Origin of the sequence: Stenotrophomonas sp. GD04054, from assembly GCF_029836955.1 — a bacterium.
In the GTDB taxonomy this organism is placed as follows: Bacteria; Pseudomonadota; Gammaproteobacteria; order Xanthomonadales; family Xanthomonadaceae; genus Stenotrophomonas; species Stenotrophomonas maltophilia_A.
In genome coordinates, this window is record NZ_JAOECR010000042.1 from 19362 (window position 1) to 43511 (window position 24150).

The 24150-nt window shown below is 62.1% G+C and carries 19 protein-coding genes; 11 read left to right on the forward strand and 8 right to left on the reverse strand.

The window, feature by feature from the left end:
- Nucleotides 1-163 precede the first annotated feature (163 nt).
- Entirely contained in the window at nt 164-553 is a 390-nt protein-coding gene (locus tag N7573_RS16985; protein ID WP_004133799.1) for an I78 family peptidase inhibitor, read from the reverse strand.
- A gap of 111 nt (nt 554-664) precedes the next feature.
- On the opposite strand from N7573_RS16985, the gene N7573_RS16990 reads away from it, so the two are divergent.
- A complete protein-coding gene (locus N7573_RS16990) occupies nt 665-1720 on the forward strand; it encodes a DNA topoisomerase IB (RefSeq protein ID WP_279913413.1) in 1056 nt (351 codons plus the stop codon).
- On the opposite strand, the gene N7573_RS16995 is transcribed toward N7573_RS16990, so the two are convergent.
- Nucleotides 1698-2006, reverse strand: a complete 309-nt coding sequence (locus N7573_RS16995) for a hypothetical protein (RefSeq protein WP_004153470.1) — start codon at nt 2004-2006, stop codon at nt 1698-1700. The genes N7573_RS16990 and N7573_RS16995 overlap by 23 nt on opposite strands.
- A 194-nt stretch (nt 2007-2200) precedes the next feature.
- On the opposite strand from N7573_RS16995, the gene N7573_RS17000 reads away from it, so the two are divergent.
- On the forward strand, nt 2201-3307 hold the full coding sequence (locus tag N7573_RS17000; RefSeq protein WP_279943229.1) for an SDR family oxidoreductase: 1107 nt from the start codon (nt 2201-2203) through the stop codon (nt 3305-3307).
- A 72-nt stretch (nt 3308-3379) separates the two neighbouring features.
- Here N7573_RS17000 and N7573_RS17005 read toward each other — a convergent pair whose 3' ends face one another.
- Together N7573_RS17005 and N7573_RS17010 are read right to left on the reverse strand one after the other, a co-directional pair.
- A complete protein-coding gene (locus tag N7573_RS17005) occupies nt 3380-4447 on the reverse strand; it encodes a serine hydrolase (RefSeq protein WP_279912792.1) in 1068 nt (355 codons plus the stop codon).
- 144 nt (nt 4448-4591) lie between these two features.
- Entirely contained in the window at nt 4592-5539 is a 948-nt protein-coding gene (locus N7573_RS17010; RefSeq protein WP_279912791.1) for an AraC family transcriptional regulator, read from the reverse strand.
- Nucleotides 5540-5667: 128 nt separating this feature from the next.
- Between N7573_RS17010 and N7573_RS17015 the strand changes: the two genes are divergently transcribed.
- The 5 genes from N7573_RS17015 to N7573_RS17035 all read left to right on the forward strand — a co-directional run bounded on the left by N7573_RS17015 (nt 5668) and on the right by N7573_RS17035 (nt 13387).
- Entirely contained in the window at nt 5668-6060 is a 393-nt protein-coding gene (locus N7573_RS17015; RefSeq protein ID WP_232528179.1) for a hypothetical protein, read from the forward strand.
- Nucleotides 6050-7270 (forward strand): MFS transporter, encoded by a 1221-nt coding sequence (locus N7573_RS17020; RefSeq protein WP_279912790.1) that lies wholly within the window; start codon nt 6050-6052, stop codon nt 7268-7270. Before N7573_RS17015 ends, N7573_RS17020 begins: the two co-directional genes overlap by 11 nt.
- A gap of 17 nt (nt 7271-7287) precedes the next feature.
- The gene (locus N7573_RS17025) at nt 7288-9543 is read left to right on the forward strand and encodes a TonB-dependent receptor (protein WP_279912789.1); all 2256 of its coding nucleotides are present in this window, start codon (nt 7288-7290) and stop codon (nt 9541-9543) included.
- 798 nt (nt 9544-10341) lie between these two features.
- The gene (locus tag N7573_RS17030) at nt 10342-12561 is read left to right on the forward strand and encodes an AAA family ATPase (protein WP_279912788.1); all 2220 of its coding nucleotides are present in this window, start codon (nt 10342-10344) and stop codon (nt 12559-12561) included.
- 379 nt (nt 12562-12940) lie between these two features.
- Nucleotides 12941-13387: a zinc-binding dehydrogenase gene (locus N7573_RS17035; RefSeq protein ID WP_279912787.1), complete on the forward strand. Its 447-nt coding sequence runs from the start codon at nt 12941-12943 to the stop codon at nt 13385-13387.
- A gap of 77 nt (nt 13388-13464) precedes the next feature.
- Here the strand turns inward: N7573_RS17035 and N7573_RS17040 are convergent, their stop codons facing one another.
- Genes N7573_RS17040 through N7573_RS17050 form a run of 3 tightly spaced genes read right to left on the reverse strand, consistent with a single transcriptional unit; the run spans nt 13465 to nt 16736 of the window.
- Nucleotides 13465-14319: a hypothetical protein gene (locus tag N7573_RS17040; protein ID WP_279912786.1), complete on the reverse strand. Its 855-nt coding sequence runs from the start codon at nt 14317-14319 to the stop codon at nt 13465-13467.
- Nucleotides 14320-15957: an AAA family ATPase gene (locus N7573_RS17045; RefSeq protein ID WP_279912785.1), complete on the reverse strand. Its 1638-nt coding sequence runs from the start codon at nt 15955-15957 to the stop codon at nt 14320-14322.
- 32 nt (nt 15958-15989) lie between these two features.
- Nucleotides 15990-16736: an abortive infection family protein gene (locus tag N7573_RS17050; RefSeq protein WP_279912784.1), complete on the reverse strand. Its 747-nt coding sequence runs from the start codon at nt 16734-16736 to the stop codon at nt 15990-15992.
- A gap of 451 nt (nt 16737-17187) precedes the next feature.
- Between N7573_RS17050 and N7573_RS17055 the strand changes: the two genes are divergently transcribed.
- On the forward strand, nt 17188-17655 hold the full coding sequence (locus N7573_RS17055) for a LysR substrate-binding domain-containing protein (protein WP_279912783.1): 468 nt from the start codon (nt 17188-17190) through the stop codon (nt 17653-17655).
- A gap of 331 nt (nt 17656-17986) precedes the next feature.
- Nucleotides 17987-21241: a hypothetical protein gene (locus tag N7573_RS17060; RefSeq protein WP_279912782.1), complete on the forward strand. Its 3255-nt coding sequence runs from the start codon at nt 17987-17989 to the stop codon at nt 21239-21241.
- Here the strand turns inward: N7573_RS17060 and N7573_RS17065 are convergent.
- Nucleotides 21219-21413, reverse strand: coding sequence for a hypothetical protein (locus tag N7573_RS17065; RefSeq protein ID WP_279912781.1), 195 nt, complete (start codon nt 21411-21413; stop codon nt 21219-21221). The two genes, N7573_RS17060 and N7573_RS17065, sit on opposite strands and share 23 nt — an antisense overlap.
- 388 nt (nt 21414-21801) lie before the next feature.
- Between N7573_RS17065 and N7573_RS17070 the strand changes: the two genes are divergently transcribed.
- Complete coding sequence (locus tag N7573_RS17070) at nt 21802-22188, forward strand: BlaI/MecI/CopY family transcriptional regulator (protein ID WP_004133922.1); 387 nt, start codon at nt 21802-21804, stop codon at nt 22186-22188.
- 3 nt (nt 22189-22191) lie between these two features.
- A partial coding sequence (locus N7573_RS17075) for a M56 family metallopeptidase (RefSeq protein WP_279943230.1) occupies nt 22192-24150 on the forward strand: 1959 nt, incomplete at its 3' end.

Genomic DNA, 24150 nt, shown 5'->3' on the forward strand with positions numbered 1-24150 from the left:
GCGGAATGAATTGAACGGGGACACTCAAGCCCGCTCAATCCCTGGAGCGCATCGTGAGGCCACCGGATGCCTCGACTAGATCACAGGTTGCTGCAACGCCGCAATACACGGTTGCAGGTGCAACAGAACGCGCCGGCAACCCAGTGCCGGCGCGGGGCCGGACTCAGCCGCAGCGCGCGCCGCTGACGGCGCCCTTGGCGTCCACTTCGATGTTCAGGCGGTCGCCGAGGAACTCCATCGTGGCCACGTCGTTGGGCTTGAGCACGCGCACCTGGTTGGCGCCGGCATCTTCCTGCGCCTGCTTGCCCAGCGCGTCGGTGTAGGTCTGGCCGACCAGGCTCTGCACCTGGCTGGCATCGCAGGTGCCGACCGGCGGAGCCTCGGTGGCCTTGCCGGCTTCGTCGGCCGGCGCCTTGGCGGCTTCGGCGGCCTGCTGGGCGTGGGCCGTGGCCGAATCCTGTTCATCCAGCGCCGGTGCCTGGCAGGCGGTCAGCGCCAGCACGGCCGGCAGCAACAGGGCGGAGAGCGAACGGGCGCGAATCGGGAACGACATCATGACTCCGGAAGGGGTTGTGAAGACCCGAGCATAGCGGCGAACCGGCCCTCACGTGTTTGTCTTGTGTTATCGACAGGATCGCGGCATGGCGACGGCGACACTACCGACATGCCAACCCCCTCTACTCCCGAACGACAGGCCGCACGCGCGGCCGGCCTGCGCTATGTCGACGATACCCAGCCGGGCATCAGCCGGCGCCGCGCCGGCAAGGGTTTCAGCTACCGCGATGCCGATGGTCACGCGATACGCGACGCCACCACCCTGCAACGCATCCGTGCGCTGGCGATTCCGCCGGCGTATACCGCCGTATGGATCTGCGCCCACGCCAACGGCCACCTGCAGGCCACCGGCCGCGATGCACGCGGACGCAAGCAGTACCGCTACCACGCCGACTGGGCCAAGGAGCGCGACGCCGGCAAGTTCGACCGCATCATCGCCTTTGGCGAGGCCTTGCCCACGCTGCGGCGGCGGTTGTCGCGGGATCTCAAGCGACCTGGGTTTCCGCAGGAAAAGGTGCTGGCCATGGTGGTGGCGCTGTTGGCAGACACCCTGGTGCGGGTCGGCAATGAAACCTATGCACAACAGAACCGTTCGTTCGGACTGACCACGCTGCGCAACCGCCATCTGGAGCTGCTGCGCGGCGGCCGGGTGCGCATGCGCTTCCGCGGCAAGTCCGGGCAGCTGCAGGAGGTGACCGTGGGCGACCGCAGGCTGGGGCTGCTGGTGCGGCGCCTGCAGCAGCTGCCGGGGCAGGCGCTGTTCCAGTACCGCGATGATGACGGTGCGCTGCAGCCGGTGGATTCCGGCGCGGTGAACGACTACCTGCGCGAGGTGATGGGCGAGGACTTCACTGCCAAGGATTTCCGCACCTGGGGTGGCACGGTGGCGGCGGTGCAGGCGTTTGCCGCCACCGAACTGCCGGAACCGGCCAGTCAGCGCGCGCTGGCGCAGGCGCAGCGCGCGGTGGTGTGCGAAGTGGCATCGCTGCTGGGCAATACCCCGGCGGTGTGCCGCAAGGCCTACATCGACCCGTGCTTGTTCGCCGGCTGGGAGCGCGGTGAACTGGCGAAGCTGGCCGGCCTGCGTGGGCCGCGCCAATGGGAACAGGCCACCCTGCGCGTGCTGCGCAGGGCGCGCAGGCTTAGCCGCAGTAGATCGCGGTGATGTTGTTGGTGCGGCCCTTTTCGATGGTCAGGCGGTCGCCGCCTTCGCTGGCCGGCGGTACCCGCGGACCGTCATGGCGCAGCACCCGCACATGCAGGCTGTCGCTGTCCACGCGTGCGCGGGCCACGGTGGCGTCCGAAGCGGCCAAGCCCAGTGCGCCGCGCACCATGTCGCTGTGGCACTGTCCGGAAATCACGCCGTCGATCGGCTGCACCTGGGCCATCGGTGTGCTGCTGCAGGCGGCGAGGGCGAAGCAGACGGCGGTGGTGGCGATGGCATGTTTCATGGTGGCGTTCCTTGTGTGGTTGCGTGCAGCGTGCGACGTCGCACGTGGTGGCGGAATGAATACCGTGCACATCGTGGACACGGTGCGCTCACTGCCGCCAACAGCATAGGTGGAGACACTGCAGGCGCGGCGGATGCCGCCCCGGGTAGTGCCGGCCGCTGGCCGGCAACCCCATTCCCCCCGAGGAGACCTGCATGGCCACCGCCAAGAAGACCCCCGCCCGCCGCAAGGCATCGCCGAAGGTGCGCAAAGGCAGCACCGCAACCAAGACCGTCGCCGACCCCGATCGCCCGCGCGTGGTGAAGACCGCAACCCGCAAGGCGGCCGCCAGCGATCCGCGGGCAGCGCGCGTCGCGGCCCGGCAGCGGCGCCTGCAGGACAAGGAAAAGGCCAAGGATGTGCGCGCGGCGAAGAAGGCGACAAAGAAGACCGCGACCCAGGCAGGTGCACGCCGTCAGCCGGAGGCGATGCCGGCGCAGCAGCTGGCCAAGCCAGGGCACGAACACGAACTGGAGCTGGCGCCGCGTTTCCTTGCACCGGACTACACCGGCAGCGGCAAGCTGCAGGGCATGCGTGCGATCGTCACCGGTGGCGATTCCGGCATTGGCCGTGCAGTGGCGGTGCTGTTCGCACGCGAAGGCGCCGATGTGGCGGTACTGCACCTGGACGAGGCTGAGGACGCGGACATCACCCGCCAGCACGTGGAGCGCGAAGGCGGCCGCTGCGTGGTGATCGCCGGCGACGTGCGCGATCCGCGCTTCTGCAACAAGGCGGTCAAGCAGGTGGCCAAGGCGTTCGGCGGCATCGACATCCTGGTCAACAATGCCGCGTTCCAGCTGCATTGCGAGCGGCTGGAAGACCTGGAAGACGCGCATCTGCAGGAAACCCTGCAGACCAACATCGGCGGTTACATACAGATGGCGCGCGCGGTACTGCCGCATCTGGGCGAGGGTGCCAGCATCATCAACACCGGTTCGGAAACGGGAATCTTCGGCAGCAAGGCGCTGATCGATTACTCGGCCACCAAGGGCGCGATCCATGCGTTCACCAAGGCGCTGGCCAGCCAGCTGCTGCCCCGTGGCATCCGGGTCAACTGCGTGGCGCCGGGGCCGGTGTGGACGCCGTTGAACCCCGCCGACAAGCAGGCCGAAGATGTTGCGGAGTTCGGCAAGGACAGTGACATGGGGCGGCCCGCACAACCCGAAGAACTGTCGCCCGCCTATGTGTTCCTGGCTTCGCCGGTCTGTGCCAGTTACATCAGCGGGGTGATCCTGCCGGTGATGGGCGGGCCGCACGGCTGACGCACCGATTCTGCCGGAAATGGCCGTCGGCGCGGCCGATGCTCCGGTAGTGCCGGCCGCTGGCCGGCAGCCTCAGGGCACGGTCACCGCAGGCGCATGGAGATCGGCAATGCGCGGAATGAACTGCTGTGGATTGGCACCGACCAGATTGGTCAGCACCACCACCGCGACGTCGCGGTCGGGATAGACCACGAAGGCCGAGCGCGCACCGCCGATACCGGCCACCTGCAGGTCGGGCGATGTGCGCAGCACCGGCCAGCCGCCCGCCCATGGGCCGGCACGGCCATCGGTGAGGCGCTCTGCGGTCCACATCCTCTTCAGAGGTGCATCCTGAAGCAGGCGCCCGTCGGTCAACGCGACCAGCCAGCGTGCGGTGTCATCGGCGGTGGTGAGGATGCCACCACCGGCCCACAGTGAAGGCGGAATGTCGTAGAACCAATGCGACAGGCGCGGCGGTGCATCGGCTGCGTCGGTGGCACGCGGGGCCAGGCTGTACATCGTCGCCACATCCGGGATCAGGTCGTAGCTGTCGCCGAAGGTGGTGCGCGCCATGCGCGCGCTGCTGAACTGGCGGGTGGCGAGGAAGCGTTCGTAGGGCATGCCGGATTGCTGCGCGATGATCCGTGCCAGCAGTACGTAGTTGGTCTGGTTGTAGGCGAAGCGCTGGCCGGAGGCCGCCTCCATCGGCAGCGCGGTGACCGCCGCCCACGCTTGGGCTTCGGTACCACCACCCAGCAGCCCGCTCGCATCGAGGATGTCGGGCAGTCCCGAGGTATGTGCCAGCAGCTGGCGCACACGCACGTCCTGCCAGGTGGCCGGAAGATCATCCAGATAGCGCGATGCTGGGGCATCCAGATCCAATCGCCCCTGCTGTGCCAACTGCGCGATGGCCACGCCGGTGAACGCCTTGGTGGCCGAATTGAGCGGAAAGCGGGTGTCGCGCGAGGCAAGCACACCGTTCTCGACATTGGCCAGGCCGTAGGCCTCGGACAACACGATCTGCCCGTCTTTGATCACCGCGACCTGCAGCCCGGGAATGCGCTGCTCCAGCATGATCTGGCGGATCAGGCGGCGGGTCTGGTCGTTGGCCTGGTCCTGGCTGGCGGAGATGGCGGCGAAGGGCAGGGCAGTGATGAGCATGAGCACGACTCGAAGCATTGGGCGGAACATGCGGGATTCCGGCGGGGCGTCGAGGATCGGATGCAGCGGGTGCGTAAAAGGTTTAAGCAGCACCTGCGCTGCGAGGCAGGTACTGGTTGTGTGCGCGGGACGTGCCTGTTGCGGCTAGCGGATCCGGGAAGGAGACCTTCCGAACTGCCGCTTGAACGCGGCACTGAAGCTGCTGGTATGGGCGTACCCGGCCACGCTGGCCGCCACGTCCACTGACACCCGTCGTTGCAGCAGGGCATCGTGCGCCCGTTGCAGGCGCAGTGCACGCAGCCAAGCGGCGATGCTGCTGCCGTGCAGCTGCTGGAAGGTGCTTTGCAGGTCGACGGCGTTCGTACCCAGCCTGCGCGCCATCTGGTTGATGGTCAGGCCATCGGCCTCGCCGCTCTGCAGCCACTGCTGCAACTGGTCCACGCAACGCCGCAGATGCGCGCTGGGGGCAGGCGCCTCGCGTTCGGCGATCACGGATCGAACCACGCTGGCCGCGACTTCCAGCGCAAAGCTCTCGCGTTGCAGGCTGGCCAGCAGAGGCGGCTCCACCGTTTCCGCCCCGAACAACGCTGCGGCCCGCCGCAGCAGTGGCGCAGGCGGTTGCCACGCCTGGTTGCGTGCGTGGCTCAGTCGCAGGCGGGTGATTCCGGCCGATGCAATGCCATCGAGCTGGCGCGACAACCAATCCTGGCCGAGGTGCAGGCTGACCTTGGTTTCCTCGCGACCCGCCTGCCAATGGCGCTGGAACGCTTCCTCCTCACGAAGGTGGACCAGCATCGCCGGGCTCCCGGTCCGGCGGCTGTCCATCTGCAGGCGCTGGTTGGCGATGACCACTTCGGCCTGCCCTTGCAGCAGGAAACTGGCGGTGAGGCCCGCAGGCAGGCAGTTCTGGCTGCGGCCGCCGACCATGTCCTGGCTGCGGCTGAGGTAGAGCACCAGGCCGCTGTCCATCGACTGCACCTGCTGCCAGCCGGCCAGCACCGGCAGCGCATCGGGAAGGCCCGATTCAAAGTCGACCCGGCCGCCCAGCGCGTGGGCGGCGCTCATCAGTTCGGCGCAGGAATAGACCTGCATGCAAGGCACCTGCGAATGCTGTCGTGCCTAAATTTTCTTTCGTCGCGCCTAAACTTTCAATGGTATTGCAAATTATTCTCATTTGCGGGGGGCTCGCTGCCCCTTTCCCCTGTTCAGCAAGAAGGTCGATGGCGATGGGTCTGGTGATCAACGAGGCGGTGGTGCTGCGTGCCGTCTTCCATGGCGCGGTGGATGCGCACCAGATCCGGTACTGGCTGGACCGCGTGCAGGCGCTGATCGATGCCCACCGCCCCTTCTACTTCGTTGCCAGCACCGCGCCCGGTGCCACCTTCTGCGACGATTACCGTGCCCTGCAGGCGGTCTGGTACAAGCAGTACAAGGCCGCCTTCCGGCAGTACTGCCGGGGCCTGGTGCGCATCGCCAGCGATGCCGCCGAGCAGCAGCGGCTGGACACTCCGGCGCTGCATGCGGCGTGGGCCGTGCCGTACTTCGTCACTACCGATGCCGGCGCCGGAATGCGCTGGATCGGCGAACGGCTGGAGCAGGCCGATGCGCACTGATCGTTCTGCCGCGTCGCCCTTTGGCCTGGGTGTGATCGTCGCGCTGTACATGGCACATGCCTTGCCCCTGTATTTCTACAACGTGGCGGTACCGGCCATCCTGCGCAGCCAGGGCGTGGATCTGCGCTGGATCGGCATGTTGTCGCTGCTGTACCTGCCGTGGGCGCTGAAGTTCCTGTGGGCACCACTGGTCGACCGCTGGCATCTGCCGGCCCTCGGTCGCCGCCGCAGCTGGCTGTGGCTGACCCAGCTGTTGCTGCTGGCAGGCATCCTGGTGCTGGCGTTCACCGGCCTGGATCATGGCCTGGTCGTGTTCGTGCTGGTCGGCATGTGGATCTCGACCATTGCCGCCACCCAGGACATCGCCATCGACGGCTATACCGTGGAGGCGCTGGCGCCGGCCGAGCACCGGCTGGGCAGCATGGCGCAGAGCGTGGGCGTGGCCCTGGGCAGCATGATCGGTGGTGCCGGTGTGCTGTGGCTGTATGAAACCCGCGGCTGGAGCGTGGCCCTGCTGAGCCTGGCGGCAATGAGCGCACTGACCCTGCTGGCAGTTCAGCAGATCAATGAAACGCCTGCCAGGCCCGACGCGCCGCGGCCGAGCATCCTGCGTGCGCTGCGTCGCCCCGAACTGCGCTGGGCGCTGCTGCTGATCGTGCTGTACCGGCTGGTGGAAGCGCCGGCCATGGCGATGATCAACCCGCTGCTGGTCGACCAGCAGTTCAGCCTGACCGAGATCGGGTTGCTGATCTCGGTGGGCGGTGCCGGTACCGGCATGCTGGCTGCAGTGGGCGCCGCCTGGCTGCTCAAGCAGCGCCGGGCCGAGCAGTTGCTGATGCACGCTGGCTGGTGGCGCACCGTGTTGTATGTACTGCTGGCGTTGATGCTTTACAGCGGTGCGATGGCGACGTCACGGTGGGGCCTGGGCGCGCTGGTGATCGCGCTGCTGGCGCTGCGCTATGTGGCGATGACCAGCCTGTATGCCCTGTTCATGCGGGTCAGCTCGCGTGCCCAGGCCGGCACTGACTTCACCTTGCTGGTGTGCTTCGAGCTGCTGGTCAATTTCATCGGCGGTGCATTGTCCGGCTTCCTCGCCAAGGGCCTGGGCTACCCCATCTACTACATCGCGCTGGCGGCAGTTTCGGCGCTCGGGTTGCTGCTGTGCCGGCCGCTGATGCGCCGCTTCGCAGCACCCACGAACTCCCCCTGATACGCAACGAGGACACCATGCGGCAGACCGCAGCAACCCTTCCGCTGGCGATGCTGGCGTTGGCCATCAGTGGCCAGCTGGCGGCGCAGAATACGTCCGCTACGGCTGGCACCCGGCAACTGGATGCGGTGAGTGTCACCGCCGTGCGAGGCGCACGCAGCGTGGCCGAGATCGCCGGCACCGTGTATGCCATCGAGCGCGAGCAGATTGCCCAGCAGATCACCGCCGGGCGCAGCACCGCCGATATCCTCGGCCAGTTGGTGCCGTCGCTGGCGCCGGCCAGCGGGACCACCAGCAACTACGGCATGACCATGCGTGGCCGTAGCGTGCAGGTGATGATCGATGGCGTGCCATTGACCGGCGCACGCGATGGGTCGCGCCAGCTCAACAGCATCTCGCCGACCATGATCGAGCGCATCGAGGTGATCTCCGGCGCCACCGCGCTGTATGGCGCCGGTGCCAGTGGCGGCATCATCAACATCATCACCCTGCAGCCCGGTGAGCAGCCGGTGCAGCTGGCCAGCCAGTTCGGCCTGCGCAGTCCCTCGCATCTGTCCAATGACACGCTGGCCTGGAACGCCGCGCAGACCATGACCGTGCGCGGCGATCAGTTCAGTGGCGCGTTCGGCTTCGCCTATGGCCGGCAGGGCGCATCGCTGGATGCGCATGGCCGCCGTATCGGTCCGGAGATCGCGCAGACCGATCGGCAGGACACCGAGACCCGCGAACTCAATGCGCGCTTCGACTGGACCCCGACGGACAGCCAGCAGTTGAGCGTGGGCGTGCGCTGGTTCGACGATCAGCAGGACAGTGATCATGGCCCCGACTATGGCCCGCGCCTGGCTGCGCTGTTCAACCCTGCATTCACGCCCAGCCACCAGGCGCTGCCCGGCCTGCAGCTGGAGGCGCAGCCGCGTACGCGCCATCAGGGTGTCAACGCGCAGTACCGCAACCGCGATGTACTGGGCGGGCAGGAACTGAGCGTGGAAGCCTATTACCGCAACGAGCAGGGACGCTGGTTCCCGTCGGTGTCGACGCTGGTGCACCCGGCACTGCGCGGTGGCTTCGCCTATGTGGTGATGCAGTCCAATACCGATATCGATGTGTGGGGGCTGCGCACAGCGCTGCACAAGGGTTTCGACGTGGCGGGCCGCAGCCTGCAGCTGTCGTACGGCGTGGACCACGAGCGCGAGCAGGACAGTCAGCGCGGGCAGATGTATGACATCAACCGCTTCATCGCCAGCAACGGTCTCGATTACCAGCCCACCGCGCAGTACGCGATGGGGCCGGACGTGCGCGTGGATACCACTGGCCTGTTCCTGCAGGCCGACCATTCGCTGAGTGAGCGCTTCAGCGTGCAGGCCGGCGTGCGCCACCAGATCCTGCGCAACCGCGTAGAAGACTCGCTTCCCTACACCGAAGCGATCACGGCCGATGCCGTTGCCGGGTATCAGCCGCACCTGCTGCAGGGCGGCCGCGTGCGCCACTCGCAGACCCTGTTCAATGCCGGCGTGGTGTACCGGATGGATGCATCGCAACAGCTGTTCGCCAACGTCTCGCAGGGCTTCAGCCTGCCCGACACCCAGCGCATGCTGCGCGATGTACCGGCAAGCTTCGTCATCGACAGCCGCAACGTCGGCCCGATCAAGGTCGACAGCTATGAGCTGGGCTGGCGCCGCAGCGATGCATCGCTGCAGAGCGCGGTGACCGCGTTCTACAACCGCTCGGACAAGACCGTGCAGTTCAACCGCGACTACAGCGTGTCGGTGGCCGACACCGACGAGCGCGTGTGGGGCGTGGAGGCCAACCTGCGCTACACGCCGACGGCGCAGCTGGAGCTGGGCGCAAGCCTTGCCAGCACCCGGGGCCAGTACCGCAATGCTGCCGGACGTTGGCGTGAACTCAATGCGTTCCGCGTTTCACCCTTGAAGGCGGGTGTGCATGGGCAGTGGCGCTTCGCCAATGACAGCCTGCTGCGCTTGCAGGGACAAGTGGTGGGTGGGACCGATCGAGCCTGGCGCGATGCGCCACTCGCAGCGATCAGTCCCAGCATTCGCGCTACCCCGGCGGCGAAGATCCACGGCTATGCGGTGTTCGACCTGATCGGCGAGCTGCCGCTGGCAGGCGGCCGCTTCAGTGTCGGCATCTACAACCTGGCTGATCGTGACTACCGCACGGTCTATGGCCAGCAGGCCGAGGCGACCTACGGGAAGATGTCCAGCCTGCCGGCGGCAGGGCGGACCTTCTCGATCGGGTACCGGGTGGAGTACTGAGCCGGGTATGCACTGCGCTAAAGATTGACGCCGAATTCCATCAAAGTTTGGCGCGCCCAAAGCGGAAATCGCTCTCTCCATCGCAATTCATTGAAATTCCTAAGGTTTGGCGGGGTCGTTGGCGATTGGGCGCAGGACTTCGGTCGCATCTAGCCCATCCTGACTTGGCTTAGGGGCTGTGATGGGCCCAGAAGGAGATCAAACGACGCCTGGCCCAAGTCAGCAGAACTGGATCTCCTGCGGCCGTGCGCTCAGATACAGCGAGATTGGGTCGAGCGCATGAGTTGGGCCAGCAAGCGGCGCAGGTGGGGTACTCCAAAGCTCAACCTCGTCGGCGTCCACGCTTGCGCTCTCGGGCAATAGATCCGCGTTCTCCCAATGAACGGCCAGTCGCCTAATCGATGGAATTTATGGGATCTCATCGGTACGAACGCACTTGGAGGCTGGCGGCCCGATTGACGTCCAGGACGAAATGACAGGTCTGGCATAGGACTGACGCAGGTCTGAGAGGGCACCCCTTACCAAGTCGATCAGTACGGTAGATCGGCGGAGCATCCCAAGCGCAATCGTCAGTCCAACTGCTGGTGAGAACAGCGACGTCTGAACGTGCCGGCGTGGCCAGAATGAAGTGGCCGTGGCACGGCCCGAGGTGCAGATCAGCATGGGTTCGCCCGCAGAACATGGAGCTGACATGCACGGGCCGCTGTCGCGTTGTAATGTAGGCGATAACGTGAAGCGCACTGGCGATGTACGCCGCAGTGCTTCAGCCATGGGAACGGCGACCTCTGGGGGAGAGGCATGATACGAACTATCAATATTCAGGGCTTCCGCAGCTTCGATCCAGCGTCGAGTACTGCGATTTCTTTTGATCCAAGTAAGCGAGTCGCCTACTTCTATGGGCTCAACGGCGCGGGTAAATCCGCAATTGGCCAAGTGATTCAGGGCTGTGCGACGGGTCAGAATGCAATTCCCGGTTGCACAGTAAGCGTGTTTCCCCAGGATACAAAGTACGAATACCTGGTTTACAACGACTACTTCGTCGAGACAAACTTCCGCAACCGGGACGATGTGCCAGGAATTTTCACCATTGGTGATCCTGAGTCGTCCGCCCTGGAGGCCGCTGAGGCCTTGGAGCGTGAGCTCACTACGTGGCGCGGTCAGTACGAAAACTTGGCTGAGCAGGAGCAGTTGCGCCTGACAGAGGCAGACAAAGCCCATGAGAGTGCCATCAGAGGAGTGTGGAAGAGCTACACCGCGCTCAAGGATGGCCCGTTCAAGCCTTGGGTGCCTTACGGTAACTCCAAGCAGCGCTTCTTTGACGCGCTCCAAGCAAAGGCAAAGCTTGCCTATGAAGGTGAGCCGCCGGAATTGGAGAAGCTCGAGAAGTTGCTTGCCGAACTTGGCGACAGCAACGCGATGCCCAAGCCTCGGGTTGCCGTTGACCTGCCCAATTTTGACCGTATCGAGCAAGATGAGATCTGGCCCGAACCCATCCTGGGCTCAAGCGATAGTGCTCTTTCTGCGCTGATCAGGGAGATCGACAACTTTGACTGGGTCAGTCAAGGGCGGCCCTATGCTGAGCGAAGTCACGACCTCTGCCCTTTCTGTCAGCAAGGTCTTCCTCCGTCTTTCTCCCGGGAGCTTGCCAAGCTGTTTGATGCAAGCTTTGAAAGGCGCGTACAACGGGCAAAGCTACTCGCGTCCTCCTATGCTTCCTATGTATCCAATCTCGAGGGAGCGATCAGCGGCCTTCTAGCGACCGAGACGTTTGCCTCAGAAAACGATGCACTTCGGCTTGCTTGGGCAAACGTAAGTCATCTTCTAAGCGACAATGCTCAGCGCATGGCGACCAAGTCGGAATCGCCGCAGAGCTCTATCGAGTTGCACTCCACCCAAGCACTGATGGCTTCGCTAGATGGTGTGATCGATGAGGTGTCCAAGCGCGTCGATGAATACAATCGGCGCCTGAGCCGTCGACAGTCCGAGTTAAGCCGAATCGAGAATGCATTCTGGATGCGCCTTTGCGCGGACAACGAGGCCGTCCTGACGCTCTACAAAACCACAGCAAAGGGCGCTGCTGACGCACTGGAGGCCATCCGCGAGTCGAAGGTCAACCTTCAACGCAAAATTGGCCAAGCAGAGCGAAGCCTAGTTGAGCTTCGTGCAACCAGCGGTGGAACCGAAGAGGCCGTTGTCGCCATCAATGCCCGGCTGCAGTCGCTGGGTGTCGACTCCTTCAGAATCGAACGTCGCGATGACGATCTGTACCAGCTGGTACGCCCTGGCAAGGGCCAAGACACGTACGGATCACTGAGTGAGGGAGAGAAGACCCTCATTACTTTCCTCTACTTCGTAGAGCTGATCACGGGATCTCTCGCATCGAACGCGACATCTCCCTTAGATCGGAAGATCGTTGTCATTGATGACCCGATCTCCAGCCTTTCGCACAATTTTGTGTACGACATTGCAGCTACGATCTCCCGAGACATCATTGGGCTGAAGAACGCGCAGGACAAGCGGGTGAAGCAGGTGGTTGTGCTTACACACAGCCTCTTCTTCCTCAACGAACTCATCAAGGTCACCAAGAGGGCAGATTCCCCGCAGCTGCAGCGGGTCGTAAAGAAGCGCTATTCGGCGGTTGCGCCTATGAAGATCGAAGATCTTAAGAATGACTACGAATCCTGGTGGCAAGTAGTGAAAGACGCCTATCAAGACTTGGTGAGCTCTGCCACTGTCGCTAATGCAATGCGGTGCATCCTGGAGCGGTTCTTCTACTTCACCAAGCAGCAGGAGTCGTTCAATGTCGCGATGGAGAAGCTTGCTGCGCAGGATCGGTCATTCTTGGCTCTAAGCCGTTACTTGGCACATCACTCCCATGGTGATGCCAACACGTTGACTGACTTCGGCGAGTACGACGTTAGCTACTGCCTCATCAAGTTCAAGGCAGTATTTGATGAACTTGGCTTCGCCGAACATCATCGTGTTATGGCAGGGCTGCCGGAACAGGCAACGCAGTAGCAACTGCGAGTGCTGAGGTTGGGTGACTCTCCATCAGAGCGTCTTCGTTGAGCTGAACTCACCGCCGCGTGTAGTGAGATTCGCCCTAATCAAGGATGGTCGGCTTTACCGGAGCCACGTTGTGGTCACTGGAGACAAGCACATTAGCTGAATCAGTGAGCCAGGTTCACCGCTGCGTTCGGCTAGGCCTTCTCTCTCAAAACAGCCCGGCTCCTATGATCGGAGTCGCAACGCCGCAAGGATCACACTAGCCAGATTACCGTCCCGGCCACCGTGGGGCACGTTCTTCATTGACGGCCGATTCTTGTGTTGCCAGGACGATCTGCGTAGCTCGGTAGGCTGGGTTCTCTGATGCGGGCAATAGGCTCGCTCACTTCGCGTGAATGGAATCGCGACCTCAGCATGCCGGCAATTCCATGCCCAGAGGTATGGAGCCATTGACGTGGTGGTGAACTACGACCAGCAGAAAATGGCCTCGTATGCTCGTAAGTTCGATTTCATTCTCAATGCCATGCCAGTTCATCATGACCTGAACCCGCTTGTCGGCGTGCTCAAGCGCGACTCCACGATGTGCCTGGTTGGTATCGGCGATGTGCGCTCCCCCAATGAGTTGTCGCCCTTCACATTGATCGGCAAACGAAACTCTTTCGCCGGCTCGCTGATTGGCGGCATCAAAGAGACCCAGGATGTGATGGACTTCTGCGATCTGCACGGCATCAAGCCAGACTATCAGCTGGTCGAGCTCTCCAAGATCAACGCCACCTGGGACGATGTTGTGGCCAAGAAGGCGCGATACCGCTATGTGATTGACATGAAGAAGACTTGAAGCAGGTCTAGCTTGCGCGACCCCGTTTTGGCGAGGGGCCGCGCCCTATCGTGGTCACACTGGTGGGCACACGCACATCAAGGAATGTGTTGGTAGCCGCCGCCTACAAACCACGCATCGCCCGCAAGGGCTCTGTACATTGCGTACTGCCAACTGTTGATTCGAGTGACATGCACGTTCTCATTGAAGTGTAGATATTCCTGCACGGCTTGCTGACCACCGGACTGAGAATGCAAATCTAGTGCTTTGCGAATGCTCGAAAGCTCGTCATTTGCGTTCGTTGCAAAGGTCACGGCCAAACCGCAGGCCTTGAAGTGGTGTTTGACTCGTTTCTGGTCATCCTGAGGCCAAGTCCCGGGTGGGCGAGCCTCGAACGCCAAGACGGGAGGGACGCCCGCCCCGCCTTGCTTGAGCTCCGCCCATACCCAGTTCTCAGCAAGAAGATGCTCGTCGTAGTACGGGTGGAACGTTTGCTGGCCGGCGCTCCTAGGGTACTTAGCTTTCTTCCTGTCATTGCAGAAATGGCAGATAGGAACAAGGTTCAGTGGCAGGACGGTGAGATCCGGGTACTTAGACTGCGGAAGATGATGGTCACATTGCGCAACCGTACCGACTCCACAGAGTGGGCATTTGTTATTGGGAGAAGAGCTGCGGATTCGATTGTAGACATCGCGCGCAGCACCCTTTGTCGCACTCACATGGGTTTGGTAGAGTGCTTTAAGTTCTGCTTTAGTGACGTTGCCGACGGCATCAAGCCGATTGATGTTGTGGAGCTCCGCCAGCGTTGCTTTCTGTGCGTACAGTGCAGCAGTGTTGAGTAGCGCAGGGCGGATTGCGAGCAATCGGGCCTTGAGATCTTCGTCGACGGTTGCGCCCGTGTATAGCCCATAGACGTCATCGAATCTGTCGTTAGGAAGAGGAAGCGTGCGCACTCAAGAGTCCCTATCCCCAAGGTCCGAACGCGGGACGAAGGTCAGCGCCCGCGCAAGGGAGATGCCTTCCCCCCCGAGCCTACCTCCGAACCTCTCGATCGCCTCCTGAAAACTACTTGTTTCCACGACTGCATCGCGGATCATCCGATGAAATCCTGTCTTCATCAACTCTAGACCAAAAACCTCGCGGGTCAGGGTGCCCACGTTCTCCCCGAATGTCTCCTTTTCAGGCCTATCGACGCGAGAATATTGCCCTGCGCGAGTGAGCATCCATGCGCAGTTGCGCGGAACTTCCTGTAGAACAACAGGAGAGTGCGTAGCGATGATCGCCAAGCCATTGCGCTCAGTAAGAAGTTCGCTCACGGCACGAACGAATGCAGAGAGAAGCGGAGGATGGAGATGGCTCTCAGGCTCATCGATTAGAACCAGCGTCCTTTCTTCGACCAGTTCAACCAGCCTGGTGATCGTAAGCAAGACGATGCTATGGCCGGAGCTTAGACGCCTGAACCACTCGCGAACTCTCGATTGCCAGTCACCCTCATCATCTTCGATGATTGCGCGAACGCCGGTATCCCTAAGTAGTGGGTCCGCCTCAAGCAAGCTTATAGCGCGGAGCCATCGCCTTCGACGCGAGGTCAGCCTGCATGCTTCTAAGCTTACAATAAAGTCCTGCGCCAACTCTGACCTTCCCTTGATCGTTAGGGCGGCGTCTCCGCCGCCAGGAGCTGCCCTTGTCCGACTCTCCTCGAGTTCTGCTGCCGACTCCCTAATCAGGCCAACGTGTGCATATCTGAGCACATCTTCCTTGCCGCTTTGAATAAGAGGGCCATAGTCCTCAAACGGACTGAAGGAGATGCTCACGAGTCCTGCGAACTCATAGTCATTCGATCCGTGTATGTATCTATCCATGGTCTGGCCGACCCGCGTTATTTCTCCAGCCACTCCACCACTTTTTGCGTTCAGTCCCAAGAAGGCACGGGACATAAGATCAAAGCAGCGACTTTTTCCGGCGCCATTCTGACCAATGATGACGTGAACGTTAGTGGGCGGGGTGGAGTTCGGCACGACAAGAAATTCCAGCCTAGGCGGCGGGGTCCCAGACTCGAGGTCCTGCGGAAACTTGAAACTGAAGTCATAGGTGCTAAGAGTGGTAATGCCATGCGCCAGCCGGTTCAGTCGTGTACGCATTCGCCGCTCGCTGATTCCTTGCGCAAGCGGCTTTCTTGCCGGTGGTGCGGCGACCCGCAGCGGCATAAGCGTAGGCGTAAATGACAGATCTCTGAGCGCAATCAAGTACGTTTCGCGGATGGAGTCGCCCAGCGCAATGAGCTGCTGGTAGTAGTCCTCGGAAGTACCAATTGAGTGCCAATCTTTGCTGAGTTCCGTGAACTCCTGCTCCATCTTCGCGAGAGGAACTGGCACAAATCCATCTGGGCCGACGTGTCCGATTCTCACGTGACCGAGCTCCGTGCGTTGTCCATCCGCACCAATATAGATGGCGAAGAACTCGCCATCCCACGAGTCCTCTTCGGTCAAAAACGCCCGAATCAGCAGCACATCGTCTCCGATGCGGATGGTCGACGCGTCATCTGCAATTCTGAACTTCAAGCAATTCTCCTTCGCCTTATTCTTGCGCATGCCTGAGCACAGCCAAGTTCTCTAACGGCGTGCTACTCGTTGGATTCCTGGGGACGAGCTTCCCAGGTAGCGAGAAGGAACGTTGCCAGCGCCCCTGATAGGTTTACGGCAAGCTCAGCGTGACGGGGCGCAGGCTTGGACCCTACCTTGCCCTTGCCGTGTGCATCGCTAAGACGGTTGCGGAGTGAACCCAAGCCCTCAACAACGGATGTGCAACCTCCAAGGACCTGCTTGAAGACTGCCTCGGTATGCTGAGACGGGGCGAGGTTCAGCGTTTCGGCCGTGGTCTTGTACAACTTCGGGAGTTCGGCACCATCGTCGTACTCAGTACCAGACTCATCGAGGATGTGTTTGCAGACCGACTCGATCAACGTTCGGGCAGAGGTTATGGCACCTTCCGGATCACTAGCCCGGCGCTCCAAGGCCTTTTTCCACGAAGACTGGACGTGAGATGCGTCCACGGTGCTGAGCTTGTCGGCAAAGATGTGGTCTGCTGGAGAGATGGAGGCGCGTTCAAGCGTCTCCAGAATGGGACGAAACGCGTCCCATATCAGCTGCCTGCGTTCAGCGTAGGATGAACGTTCAAACTTGATGAACTGCCAGAACTGGTCGAGGTTGCGACAATTGCGCACGAAGCGTGGGGTCAAGCTCTCTACCGAGGAGTTGCTCATCAGCGAACTACGCAATTTTGCATAGTCTTGATTACTTTCGCGGCCGCCTGTGGCATGCGCGATCAACAAATTCTGTAGTGCCTCAGCCTGATCAAATGCGTCGTTCATGCTACTCACCGGTATCCCTATCGGAGAATCACAGCCCCCTGTGCCTAAGCAACGCCCTGCAGTACACAGGCGCACCCTCAGAGGCGGATACTAGGGTCGTCACGACGTATTAACAAGCCTGAGTGGGAGCCCGTCGAGAAGGGGGCTCATCGGCTGGGATTTCCTCGGAATGGCCTTCTAGCCCAAGTTGATCAGGTAGAGGCCGCTTGTTGCAGTGACGTAGAGCTGCCGGTTGGCGGGTCCACCAAAGCACAGGTTGGAGACACATTCTGGCAAGGGTATGAACCCCAAGGGCTGTCCGGCCATGTCGTATACGTAGACGCCATCTGACGCACTTGCCCAAATACGCCCGCCGGCGTCCAAGGCGAAGCCGTCGAACACTCCATTGGGGCACACCGCAAACACCCTACCAGGACCGTCGGCACGACCGTCCCGGAGTGCGTATCGACGAATGTGCCGCTCCTTGCCGGGGCTACCGGAGGACATGGTGGCCATCCCGTTGGGCCAGCAGCTCAGATGGATCATGGTCGCCTCCCCAGGCTATCTGAAGGAAAGCGCTCTTCTGGAAAGTCCCGCCGACCTGGCGAACCACCGATGCCTGGGTATCCGGATGGGCAACAAGCAGATCTATCACTGGGAGCTTGAGTCCGGTGATCGGTCAGAAGTGGTCTCCGTGGACTGGGCGGCAATACTCAACGAGACGATTCTGGCCATCGAACTGGCAGAGACCGGCGGAGGCATTGCCTACTGCTTGGAGAACAGAGTCACCACACAGTTGGCCGAGGGCCGTCTTCAACGGGTGCTTCCCGAATGGACCTCGATGGGACCAGCGTTTCATCTCTACTACCCCAGCCGGCGCCAGCTGCCAGAGGCGTTGCGGGCACTCCTGCGACTCATCCAGGCCGAGAGTGGCTCCTGACAGAGGCAATATCGAATACGACATGCCGGTGTGCCAGAAGCCTGTCATGTCGAAGAGGGGGCCATGAGCGCGCTACGGACGCCCGGGCAGGGATTGGGCGCTGGTTCGGGCGCTTCTGAGAGTACGTCCTGGGTACTTCGGAACGGCTGTTACGGCAGCGGCAAGTAGAGTGTGCTCGGTGGGTGATCGAAAGTAAGCAGTAGGATGTCAGGCAACTCGGGGAGAACACTACCGCTGTCTCGATACTTTTCGTAGCTCGATTTCTGATTGGCTTTGTAAACTCGGCGAGCCATGCTTCTTCGCGTGCGAAGCGTAGACCTTAAGGACATTTATGGACAACGGGATTGCGAAGGTGAGCTACAGGGATTTTATGCGTGCTCGACGCCCGGAGCTGTACTCGGACACGTTGCATGCCGATGTCGGCGAAATGGACCGGCGCCAGTTTGAGTACCATCTGCAAACCCTTACCAGTCGTAAGGAAGAAACCGCGTTTGAGAACTTCGCGCGGTTGCTCGCTGAGAAGGAGCTATGCCCCAATCTCATACCGCAGACTGGGCCTACCGGCGGTGGCGATAGCAAGGTCGATACGGAGACGTATCCCGTAGCTCCGTCGATTGCGACGCTCTGGTTCGAGGGAGCACCAACCGCTGCTGAAGAGCGCTGGGGCTTCGCAGTGAGCGCCAAAGCCAAATGGAAGCCAAAAGTCCTCTCCGACGTAGCCAAGATAGCGTCGACCGGCCGGCCGTACTCGCTGATCTACTTCATCTCCAATCAGGCCATTAAGGACAAGGATCGTGCCGCAGTAGAAGATGCCCTGACAGCTGAACATGGCGTCCAGGTGCGAATCCTCGACAGAAGCTGGATTGTAGAGAGGGTTGTCCGAAATCGACGGTGGGACATCGTAGCCGAAGCCCTCCAGTTCGAGTTTGCGTATAAGACTGTCTCTACGCCTGGCCCTCACGATGCTGGAAGGCTGCGCGATCTGGAGGCACTGGACGCCAAGATTGAGGCAGCGGCTGCATCTTCAGTCACTCTCGAGCTGGTTGAAGAGAGTTTGCGTTCTGCTGTGCTTGCACGGGGCCTTGAGAGGCCGCGACATGAAATCGATGGCCGCTTCGACCGTGCGCAGCGTCTCGCGGAGAAGGTCGGAGGTAGCCAGCGCCAGCGCATTCTGTACATGAAAGCTTGGAGTGCGTTGTGGTGGTTCGATGACTTGGATGAAGCCACACGAATCTATGCCCTGCTTGAATCCGAAGTTCTGTCCTCCGAGTGGATATGGCACCTTGATGATCTCGTCAATCTGTGGACGGCGCTTCAGATAACAAAAGAACCTGACGAGGCGCGTACAGCCGCATTGCGTGCCGCACTCCAGCGACATGCCGACGACACATCAAAGACAACAAGTTCGCTCTGGGCGCGTATGCAGCTGCTCCTCATGGATCTCGCTGAGACCAGGCGCGGCAAAGGAAACCTGCAGGCCACCCTGGGCGCAATGCATGAAATCCTTGGCCAGGTACGTCGGCTGGTTGAATTTCCAATTGAGCCGATCATTCGCATCGTGCGGGAGCTATCCCAGTTCATCGGTGATGCGCCCGGGTACGATGATCTCTTGGACGGCGTCATTGAAATCGAGCGCGAGAGAAATGGCGATCGTGCCGCTGGCGAGCTGCAGTTGCAGCGCGGGCTGCAGAAGCTCGAGCGAAAGAAGTCGTACGACGCGATTGATGACCTGGCCCGAGCGCAGGTACTCCTGGCACAAGACGACTGCCGTGATCAGTTCATAACTGCGCTGGCTGGAGCAGGGCTGGCGTACGAGTCTGCGGGGCTGTTCTATGCAGCAAGAGGTAATTTTATTGGTGCGCTCGACCGATCCCTATACTCATGGTTCAAGGAAGGATCTGTTGATGGACGTGCGCTACCTCTTCTCAAAAAGCTAGCGTGGACTGAGATCCAGCTTGGTCGCGTGCCCTACGTGCTTGCATGGGTGAAGTGGTTTGGGCCCATCCGAACCGCATTGAGTTTGAGTGAGGCAGAGCTCAAGCGGCTTGATGAAGAGCTGCATGCAATCGATCGAATCTTGGGGATACTTGTTCTTCGTACTGCTCATGAAGACTGGGTGGCTTTGACGCGACTACCGGACCTCTTGTCCGACTTGGGTTTGGAGATGTCGCGTGCTGCCGCACTTTTCATGCTTGGCTACGAGAGCAAGATACGGGAAGAGTACGGCTCCGGTGATGACGATCTGGACCAGTACTTCAGCCAGTGGCTAGCGTCTCCGGCCGGCCTCGATCTTCCGGAAAGGCCGCTATGGCATTTCCGTACTACCACTTTGGTTTCCTTCATACTGGGTTGTCGAATCGAGATTCTGGTCCGGGGCGGGACTACATCGGCATTGCTTGGAGAGAGCATCATGGGCTTCCTTGAGGCCTTCTACTCCAGTGCGGTTCGCGGGATGACGCTCATTTCTCCACGCGAGCGACTGCTTATCGAGGTTCGACAGTCCGAGAGTGCGAAGGCACCGTTCTCGCATCGTCATGTTGAGGACGATTGCGGCGAAACGACGCTCATCATCACCCACCCAGTCTTGGCAGTAGCAGATCTGGTCGGTGATGGCTTTGAAAAGCCGATGTTCGATCTCTTCACGCGCGTTACCTATGAGCTGCAACTCAATGCCGAGGCGCAGAAGTTTGAAGAGATGTTTGCAAAATTCCGCGCTCAGGATCGCGCGCACTACGCGGCACGATCGATCATTTCACTCACAAACATTCTCGGAGATCCTCCGCCCGGGCGGGCGAATGATTGGTTGAAAGACGAAGGCTTGTCAGACTTCCCAGTTGCTCGAGAGGAGGCATGGGTGCCAAGTGCTGTTGCCGCTGTTGCAGGTGCCGACGTATCCCACGACGAGGAGGTGTCCGGCGATGGGTTGCGTCCCGAGCATCTCTTTGGAGCCGATGCTATTCGGCATCGAGACCTGAGAGTCCTGTCCCCCATCGTACTTCCCCTATGGGATCAGGCGAAGTGGAGAGCAACAGCTGTAGCGTTGCCACAGGTACCTGGAGAAATAGTGCCGCCAATGATGGCGTTGGCTTTCGAGGACTTCGAGTCAGGCAAGAAGATCTTCCGTGGGTGGCTCAAGAAGATTGGTGCGGAAAATAGGGATGGCTGGCTCAGTGTGACGATCATTACCGGAATCCGGCGCAGCAATCCGCTGGCCTACCGTGTGGTGGTTGGCATCAGTGAGTCATATATGAAAGCTGCCATGTCCGATAATCGTTTTTGTGCCATGACCTATCGGATGCACGACATGACGCCATCATCCAGTCGAAACCTTGACACCCTGCAGGAGCACTTTAGAGGGTCGGGATTTGTCATCCTGATGCCGGTTGATTTCAAAGGGGCCGCCTCGCGGGTAGCACTTGCACGCGAGAGCCTTGATCTGGGAATCAAAATATCGTCCTTGCAGTTTGTTCCAGCGTGGGAGGTGGATCCTTCCTCGCCTTTGGTTACAGCCATGCGTGGAATCACCGACCCTGTACTACCGGCGGGCATGACTGAAGCACCCTTCATGCAACGGCTTCAGAAGTAGGCGAGCTCAGGCGGCTAGTGCGTGTGTATTCTGGCTGCGATGGCGGTGGAAGTAGCGGTTCATCCAGGGTGGCGTGCGCGAGCTCGGATGCTTCAACCGTGGCAATGACCGTCAGCCGCTCCAGCACCTCTCCATGGGAGCCTTCTGCCAGTTCAAGAATCGCCAAAGCCATGACGTCCTCCGACGATGAGGGATCGTTCTGGCGCTCATTGTGCGCGTAATCGACGTCTCGATGGCAGCGGTGTAAGGCGGCGGGAGCTTGGCTCACTGCACCCGCTCTGAGACGCAGAGCTTTGCCTGCCGACGGTGTCTGAACGCCAAGATTTAGTAGATGATTTGCGGAAAGATTGGCGCTACACCGAAGACCTTCCCTCGGAGGCTTGCGATTCTGCGCCAAACTTCCCGGAGAAGGTGCCATGTTTGGCGCAGGCGCCAATCTTTATGCGCCTGCATAGGGGGTAGTCCGCCCCGACCGTTCGTCGGCCCATGACTTCCGGGGGGTTGACTACAGTTGTCGTCACGCAGAAAGTGGCGACACGTGTAGTCAAGGGAGTGGTGTCATGCGTGGCAAGACGATCGGGGACCAGGAACTGGCCCTGCTGCAGTACATCGATGAACATGCGCCGGCCAGCGTCGGCGAGGTCGCCAGTGGCTACGGCGAGGCCCGTGGCCTGGCCCGGTCCACCGTGCTGACGATGATGGAGCGGCTGCGGGCGAAGGGGTATCTTCGTCGCCAGCAGCAGGACGGCGTCTACCGCTACCAGGCCACGCGTGGCCCGGAAAGCGTGCTGCAGGGTGCGGTGGCCCAGTTCGTCGACAACACCCTGCAGGGCTCGGTGTCACCGTTCGTGGCCTACCTGTCGCAGCGCCAGCAGGTCAGCGACAACGAGCTGGCCGAGCTGGAAGCGCTGGTCGCCGAACTCCAATCGCGCCGCCACGAGGGCTGAGCCATGGACACCACGATGCTGATCCCGTTGTTGGAACGGCTGGGCTGGACCAGCCTGCAGACCGTGCTGCTGGTGGCCCTGGTGTACGGCGTGTGCCGCGCGCTGCCGTCGCTGTCGGCGGCCACCCGCTGCCGCCTGTGGTGGCTGGTGTCGCTGCAGGCCTTGCTCGGCCTGTTCTGGAGCCAGCCGCTGCAGCTGGCCTGGCTGCCGGCACCGCAGGCGGTGGCGATGACCGCCACTGACGTTGCCGCAGATCTGGTCTACCCGCTGGCGCCGGAAGCCTCGGCGCAGCTGCTGGCGACGATGCCGGTGCCTGCAGCGAACGTGCCGGCAGTGGCGTGGTGGGCCGTTGCACTGGCTGCGCTGTGGGCATCCGGTGTGCTGCTGATGGCCCTGCGCACCTTCGGTGAGTGGCGCCGCTGCCGGGCGCTGCTGGCCGCCGCCTATCCCTGCGAGGACGAGGCGCTGGTGCAGGCGCTGCAGCTGGCCTCCGATGCCCACGGCGTACGCCCTGCGCCGCGGCTGTGGATGAGCGCGCAGGTGGACGCACCGCAGCTGGTCGGGCCGTTCCGCCCGGTGCTGCTGCTGCCGGCCGGCGACAACGCCCTGCAGGGTGATGCGCTGGACCTGGCACTGACTCACGAACTGCAACACCTGCAGCGGCGTGACCTGCAGTGGGGCCTGCTGCCCGCACTGGCCCAGCACCTGTTCTTCTTCCACCCGCTGCTGCGCCTGTCGGTGCGCGAATACGCACAGGCCCGCGAAGAAGCGGTGGATGCGGCCGTGGTTGGCCAGCATGGCGCGAGCCGTCAAGCCTACGGTCGCCTGCTGTTGCAGCTTGGCGTGGCACCGCAGCCACACCTGGGCGTGGCCAGCGCCGCGCCGAACACCACCAGCCTCAAGCGTCGCCTGCTCTCGCTGCAGCCGCGCCGGGCCTGCCCGCGCATTCTGGCGATGGCACTGACCGCCGTCGTGGTGCTGGTGGGCGTGGCACCGATGCGGCTGGTCGCTGCGCCAGTGCCACCGGCACCGCCCGCGCCGCCGGCCGCACCGAAGGCCGTGGTGCCGCCGCCGCCGAAGGCTCCGAACGCGCCGCCCGCAGCGCCTTCGGCCGCGCGCGTTCCGGCCGTGCCGGTGGCGCCCGCGCCGCCTGCCGAGCCGGCCGATGTCGAGGCGCTGTCAGGCCCGGACGATGCCGATGTGGCGGTCGACGTGGATGTCGATGTGGATACCGACATGCACAGTGAGCATTCGACTTCCCACACCACCTCCATCACCACCTACGGGCGCCTGGATCTCGGCAAGTCGCCGTTGCAGGCCTACGTGCTGGTCGATGGTGATTCGACCTTCGCCAATGGCGGCATCGACGATGTAACGGTGGCCCGCAGGCAGCTCGGCAAGGGGCCGGCGCTGTGGTTCCGCCAGGGCGACAAGCGCTATGTGGTGCGCGACCCGATGCTGATCCAGACCCTGCAGCGCGCCTACAGCGGCGCCGTAGACCTCGGTCGCCAGCAGAGCGAACTGGGCCGCCAGCAGAGTGCGCTGGGTCGCGAGCAGGGCGAACTCGGCAGGCAGATGGGTGAGATGGGCCGCCTGCAGGGCGAGGAGTCACGCCGCCTTGCGCTGGCCGCCGCTGAGGTAGCGCGCAGCGCGATGGCCGCCCACGACATCAACCGTGAGGCCGCGGCAGAAGCAGCGAAGGCGGCGCGTGGTGCGACCAGCGATATGGCCGTTGCACGTGAGGCTGCACGCGAGGCCGCCGCTGAGGCACGTCGTGCAATGCAGGAAGCCCGCAGCGAGGCCGCGCAATCCGGCCGCACCCGTGACATGCAGCGCCTGGCCAGCCAGCAGTCTGAACTGGCCAGCCGACAGGCGGCACTGGGCAGCCAACAGGCCGCGTTGGGAGAGCGTCAGGCACGCGTGCATGCGCAGGCATCGCAGCAGGCACAGCAGGTGATCGCG